The sequence below is a fragment of the Arthrobacter sp. GMC3 genome (assembly GCF_002929305.1).
In the GTDB taxonomy this organism is placed as follows: domain Bacteria; phylum Actinomycetota; class Actinomycetes; order Actinomycetales; family Micrococcaceae; genus Specibacter.
In genome coordinates, this window is record NZ_PJIO01000031.1 from 1 (window position 1) to 6,928 (window position 6,928).

The 6,928-nt window shown below is 33.5% G+C and carries 8 protein-coding genes; all 8 read right to left on the minus strand.

The window, feature by feature from the left end:
* The coding region (locus CXQ94_RS23450; protein ID WP_258059186.1) for an NAD(P)-binding domain-containing protein at positions 1–223 on the minus strand (223 nt) is incomplete at its 3' end.
* A gap of 189 nt (positions 224–412) precedes the next feature.
* The gene (locus CXQ94_RS23455) at positions 413–1,168 is read right to left on the minus strand and encodes a glycosyltransferase family 2 protein (RefSeq protein WP_219816169.1); all 756 of its coding nucleotides are present in this window, start codon (positions 1,166–1,168) and stop codon (positions 413–415) included.
* A gap of 9 nt (positions 1,169–1,177) precedes the next feature.
* A complete protein-coding gene (gene wzy / locus CXQ94_RS23460) occupies positions 1,178–2,260 on the minus strand; it encodes an O21 family O-antigen polymerase (protein WP_042020196.1) in 1,083 nt (360 codons plus the stop codon).
* Positions 2,257–2,937 (minus strand): glycosyltransferase family 25 protein, encoded by a 681-nt coding sequence (locus CXQ94_RS23465; RefSeq protein ID WP_000823826.1) that lies wholly within the window; start codon positions 2,935–2,937, stop codon positions 2,257–2,259. The genes wzy and CXQ94_RS23465 overlap by 4 nt, the downstream gene beginning before the upstream one ends.
* Before the next feature lie 2 nt (positions 2,938–2,939).
* The gene (locus CXQ94_RS23470; protein ID WP_001445975.1) at positions 2,940–3,749 is read right to left on the minus strand and encodes a glycosyltransferase family A protein; all 810 of its coding nucleotides are present in this window, start codon (positions 3,747–3,749) and stop codon (positions 2,940–2,942) included.
* Positions 3,750–3,757: 8 nt separating this feature from the next.
* Positions 3,758–4,549, minus strand: a complete 792-nt coding sequence (locus tag CXQ94_RS23475) for a glycosyltransferase (RefSeq protein WP_001445974.1) — start codon at positions 4,547–4,549, stop codon at positions 3,758–3,760.
* Positions 4,549–5,784 carry an O21 family O-antigen flippase gene (wzx, locus tag CXQ94_RS23480; protein ID WP_045233210.1) on the minus strand — a complete coding sequence of 412 codons (1,236 nt, stop codon included), beginning with the start codon at positions 5,782–5,784 and terminating at the stop codon, positions 4,549–4,551. The genes CXQ94_RS23475 and wzx overlap by 1 nt, the downstream gene beginning before the upstream one ends.
* Positions 5,785–6,094: 310 nt before the next feature.
* On the minus strand, positions 6,095–6,928 hold an 834-nt coding region (gene galF / locus CXQ94_RS23485; protein ID WP_104092558.1), incomplete at its 5' end, for a UTP--glucose-1-phosphate uridylyltransferase GalF.

Genomic DNA, 6,928 nt, shown 5'->3' on the forward strand with positions numbered 1-6,928 from the left:
TCACCATTAACAGGATGCGACGAGGCGTTTCCAGAGATTCAACAAACTCTTTCACCGTATAGTAAGGAACCAGTTTCTTGCCTGGATTTTCGGCAATAACTTCTTCCGTCTTTTCACGGGAACGGTTGAAAATAGAGACGGTATAACCACGGCTTTCGATGTTGAGCGCAAGGTTGCGCCCCATCACTGCCATACCGACGACGCCAATCTGTTGCTTTGACATTGTTTACTCCTGTCTGAGGTGCTCACCGCTGCAAATAAGCGGCTGAATATGAGTAACGGGTTTACTTCTAATATATTTAGGAAAGGCTTATCTCTCTATGTCCCAAAAACTAAACCTTTTGGATACATCGACTATCAGATCTAAAAGACATACATTTTATAATATCAAAACCTAATAAAACCATTCTAATTAAAGTCTCTTAGCAAGAGCTCTTACTGAATAAATAAAAAAAAGAACTAATGACTTGAATAATGAAAAAGACAATACTCTTCTATAAATATTCCATTGCCACATAGCTGCAGTGAACTTATTTGAGGACAACCCCGTATTATGTATATAATATCTGGCAAGATTTTTCTGTATGCAATAAACCAGCTTTGCTTTTTTTACTATTGTTAACCACATTAGGTAATCTTCATGACCAATTTCCTGTTGATATACTTTCCCTATCTGAGTTGAGTCATAAATACCAGTTAAGTTACCAATATGATTAGATTGCAGCATATTATTATATGTAATAACTTCCTTAAACCTTCTTTCTTTTATTACATTTGTATCAACATAAAAAACCTCATAGTTTGAACAAACAACTTTATAATTTCCAGCACTCAATATTTTCAGTTGTTCTTCGAGTTTAGTCTCAAACCAAACATCATCACTATCACAAAATGCAATATATCTACCATTACAAGCAGCAATCCCAACATTTCTAGCCGAAGATACTCCCTTACCATTTCGATTTAGTAAATAAACAATACGTTCATCGATAATAGACTTAATAATATGTTCTGTTGAATCCGACGAATTATCATTGATTATATATAATTTAAAATCCTCATACGTTTGTTTTAAAATTGACAAAATACTATCTTTAATAGTTTCTTCAGCATTATAAGCTGGCATAATTATTGATACTGTTTCATTACCCATAAAAAGCCCCATCATTATTCAAAATTAGAACAAGTATGATTTATAATAAAATTCTGCGATAGGAAACAGAATAACCTTTAATAGATACGGAATAAAACAGTATAATAATGAGAGATACAAACAAACGAAGTATCTATTTTTAACAGTGTATTTAATAACATAAATTATCGGGATTATATAAAATATCACAAAATAGTAGTTAACCCTTGAAATAAAATCAAAACTGAGCATTAACAAATAAACATTCACCGTTAAAGCCCACATACCAATTAACTTTCGCTCATTATCTTTTATAACAAAAACCTTTAGTTTTAATAAGATAAGGAATAGCAAATTAAATGGAATCCAATACATTTTAGTTAGTACATTCATTATACTCACAGAACTTTCATCGAATGAGGATAAATAATGTGAGTAATAGGGGAATAAATTTTGCACTATATAATAAATAATTTGCTGAAGATAAGAGAAAAGAAACAATAAAAAAGTCAACACATAAATTTTAAAAGCATGTTTACACGCAAAAAAATACGTCTTATCTGGAATTACGAGAAAACAGAAACCAATCAAAGCAGAGCGATGAAAACCTAAAGCAGCAACCATTAATATGAAAGATAACAATAATTTCCCTCTAAACTTATAGAGAATTGATATTGCAAACAAATAAATTGAAAATGATGCTCTTATTATATTCATCTGGGTATGAAATAAATTAGTAACAACCCAAAAAAGAAAAAAAACCAAAACAAGAGAATAACCATAGTTTTTCCATAACTGAAAAACAATAACAAACACCAATAAAGATTGTAATAAAGCAGTTAACGCAATAAAACCTTTGAATCCCCATCCAGTCAGTTGATATAGCCTCATATATCCATAAAAGAGATATTCCTTATTTTGATAAAAGGTATCGAGTTCATTAGCATTATTATATATATTTTGATAGCTAAAATAATCTGTTCCAACACCGTATTGAAATGCTGGCAACAGAGTCATAAAAAAAACGCATATGCCCCCGATAATTATTTTCCCATAAGGAATACGATTATATGCATTAAACAAAAACATATAAAAAAGCACAATAGTATTAATTATAATATATATCATTTTTCTGCAATAAAAAGACGTTCAGCTTCGATAGAACTAGAGTTTAAATTTACAGGATGAGAAAAGTATTGACCATAAAATACATTATCCAGTTTCGCATTTCTTACAATGTAACTCCAGTCATCACAAAAGAAACTATTTTCTTCCATTAACCTCAGAATTCTCTCAGCGCCTTTAATATCCACACAATAACAGCATGTCCTATATAACCAACGATGTGTACCTAATATTACTTTTCGCACCCCACATATTGATTTTCTCCCCATTATGACACGACTAAAGCTTTTTAGACCATCCTGTCCACCCAAAATATAGACACTTGATGAGCAGAATGAATTAATCATTTCGTCCAAATATTTAACATTTTCCTTGGGCAAAACGTCATCTTCCAAAACCACCAACCATTTCCTTCCACTCGCCAAAAATTCCGTTAAAGCTTTTTTATGACTCAAGAAACATCCCAATTCCGACGGAGTTAAAAAACCTCTTCCAAACATCTTTGAGGACCTAATTTTAAATAAAGAAAAGTATTTTTCTGCCAATAATTTCCGTCCATCAATAGCATGAGAAACACGACATTCTATGTCATACTTCGCCATTTCATTTTTTAATTTATCTCTCCTTTCATTATGTTGAGGTAATGATATTATACAAAAGTCAACAAGTTTTCTTTTCATTCTCACTTCCTTTTACTGGACAGTTGTTTTAATCTTTTATAAAAATATGAAAGCATATATCTTATAACTGTTATGAATGCAAGACAAAATGCATTATTTAGGGACGTTCTGTAAACCTCCAGAGCAAGCTCAACTATTTGTTTTGGTGTATATTTATATCCCCGTCCATAGGATATTTTAATTTGAGACCCTCCCAGAGTTCTCACAGAAATTAGCGACATAACAGAAATTAGTTTTAGTTTTAATGGTATATCTTCCCCCCAAGTCAAATATCTTATTTTATAAGCATCAATGATTTTATTTCTACGATACAACGTATTAGATTGATTCCAACCAAGAGTAAATTGCTTTGGATACCCTAAACACTCTATACATTCTTGTATTAATCCTCTGTTATATTTTTTTATTGTGAAGATATTACCTGTCTCGTTTTTACAATTAAACTCTTCCACATAATCACTTCTAAAGACGATGGCATCAACCTCATTATTTTCTAATAAATAATTAACACCCCAATCAAGAGCAAATTCAGCAATATAATCATCAGTATCAAGAAAAAAACAAAATTCTGTATCTGAATCCAATAAGCCTACATATCTTGCGTGAGAAGGGCCTTGATTAAGAGTATAGGTGTAATTACACCCGTAATTATTACAAATAATTTTATTTTTGCGCGCTTCATCAGAAACTGAACCATCATCAATTACAAAAATCTTACACTGCTTATAGCTACTGATTATTTTAATATTTTCCTCTAATATTATGCTCGAATTATAAGTTGGTATTATTATTGATATTCTTTTATTATTCATTCTATTGCCTATTTATTGTATTTTACGTATATGGCTTTCTTTGTGTTATAAAGGTTTTTAACATAGGATAACCGTTTAACATGCAAGTAAAGGGGTTTAATGATAGTTTTTACCCTGACGGTTGATTTATCCCACATTAACTGTTCATATAATTCGCCATCACAATATTTCAGACCCAGTGAACGTTTATATAAAAACAGCTCATTGCTCATCCACTTCCCAAAAAACTCTAACCCTCGAAAAACGACACCATCATAATTTTTTGCTATCTGCTTTTGCAAAATATCAACACCGTATGCCGAAAAAATATAATGGGCATCGACTTTCATTAAATAATCACAATCACCTAAAGAAAAACTAAAATTATAAAATTCGGCCAGTGAACCATCTCCCTTTGTCACCTGATCTTTATACCCTTCTCCAGCAATAGCGAGATTTTTATCATAAGAGTAAAGTTGTATAGAGCAAACATCAGCTAATTGATTCGATAATCTTTCTACAATATCTCTTGTATTATCTGTAGAATTATTATCTACAACAATTATTTGTGATGCTAACCCCGAAATAGACAATATAGATGCCTCTATATATTCAGATCCGTTTTTGACTCTATATATAACAGAGACACTTGGTATTTTCCTCTTATATTCATTCTGTTTTCTTAGCTTAGCTGCAACATAATCATCAAAATCTAACCGATTGGAGTACTTCTTATCGTTTTTCGCAGATAAAAAGGAAATAGTAAAAAGATAGTAATGAAAAGATAAAATTAACTTTTTTAAAATAGAATATAAACTCATCACTTTATCACTCGATTAAACAATAAAATACAGTAAATCAATGGGATTATATTAATCAATGACACGACAATTAACTTAGACACAGCTATTCCAACAACACCAAATATGTTAGTCAGATAAAATGTTATAACAAGAGACGGTATAAGCATATATATATGCAATTTACTTATAAAACCTTGCCGATCACTCATATTTAAAAAAACATATACAGGGCAAAATATTGCATTAATAATCTGCGTCATAACTAAAATAATTAACACTTCGCTAGCATTACTGTATTGAACACCAAATATAGATAATATCAGCCCTGAAAAAAAGGGAAACAGAAGAGCCATTAAAACACATGGTATCATTATGAAGAACATAGCTTTTTTAGTTAGCTCTTTTATTTCATTCATTTTACTTTGGCTGTATAAACTGGCGACCTTAGGTGCCAGAATTGTGCTAATTGACATTGCAAATAAATTTATAACCAAGGATATTCTATCAGACACAGCAATAATAGCGACATCAGCAGCTGGGAGCAACAAACCGGAAAGTACAACATAAGATTGAACAATCAGCATTCCTAATGAGTTACCAATGAAATACTCTGATAATTCTTTCAGTCTAAACGGTATTGACTCTGTTTCTAACTGATTGAAATCGTCCCTAAATTTATAATACGAGTATACCCCCCCCCCTCCTCCAATAAGAATAATTGAGAAGAAGTATGATAAAGACACCAGTAAAACACTTTCATTTTTAATCAGAACAATAAGTAATACAAAAAAAATAAACAATAAGGGTTGAAATATATACTGCAGAACAACACTAAAAGTGACAAGACCTTGAGACTGTAAAAAGGAATATAACAATATATTTACTGACGATGATATTATCAACAGAATCGCCAAACACCATGTATTTCGTAATAATAATTGTGGCGAAAAATAATGAATTATAGGTATTAAAATGATAGATAAGATAATACTGGATATAACACTCCGTTTTATGCATCTAAGAAAAAAAACGCCTCGTGCTTTTAATGCATATTTAACTGAGGCACATTTTTTCAAAATTAAATTATTTTGTCCTAAAGAGGATAGGGACGATATTATTCCAGTTACTGATAATAGGAAGAAAACCCCACCAGCCTCACTCATATTGAGCGTTCTTGATATCATCACACTCGTTGACAGCGCAAGTATAGCGCCGAATATCCTCAACACAAATACAGTTTTAATTGTAAACATTAACTTCTCGTTATTTACCCAAAGACCTCTTTGCAACAAATAATAGGGGGGAGGGTATAGATACTACCCCGCAAGACGCAAAAAACAACGCTACCGCCCCTGGCTTAACAGCTACCAGTTCACTAACACAAACTTATAACATGGCAATCTTAATAAATTCGTCTCTAATAAAACAAGAGACCGTTTTCTAAATCACATGAAGCAAAAAATCACCATAAAAGATCTAAACATCATCTGATATTTTAAACATTAGCTTAGATAATCGGTTGACGACTTTCATATTACTATTTTCTCCCGCCTTTTATCTTCATTAAAAATCATTTATAATTATTTCTTCTATTTTACCACGGAATTTTGTGCCTAGCATAATGTTTCTCAAACCATACTTCACAAACGCCTGCATATAGCCCATTTTTTTGCCGCAGTCGTAACTGTCGCCAGTCATCAGCATTGCATCCACAGCATGTTTTTTCGCCAGTTCGGCAATGGCATCAGTCAGTTGAATACGTCCCCATGCACCAGGCTGAGTACGTTCCAGTTCCGGCCAAATATCGGCAGAAAGCACATAACGACCTACGGCCATGATATCTGAGTCCAGCGTCTGCGGCTGATCCGGTTTTTCGATAAATTCAACAATGCGGCTGACTTTACCTTCGCGATCCAGCGGTTCTTTGGTCTGAATGACGGAGTATTCAGAGAGATCGCCCGGCATACGTTTTGCCAGCACCTGGCTGCGTCCCGTTTCATTGAAGCGCGCAATCATAGCGGCAAGATTGTAGCGCAGCGGGTCGGCGCTGGCGTCATCGATAACAACGTCCGGCAATACCACGACAAATGGGTTGTCACCAATGGCCGGTCGCGCACACAAAATGGAGTGGCCCAGACCCAAAGGTTCGCCCTGACGCACGTTCATAATGGTCACACCCGGCGGGCAGATGGATTGAACTTCCGCCAGTAGTTGACGCTTCACGCGCTGTTCAAGAAGAGATTCTAATTCATAAGAGGTGTCGAAGTGGTTTTCGACCGCGTTCTTGGACGCGTGAGTTACCAAGAGGATTTCTTTGATCCCTGCAGCCACAATCTCGTCAACAATGTACTGAATCATTGGCTTGTCGACAATCGGTAGCATCTCTTTTGGGATTGC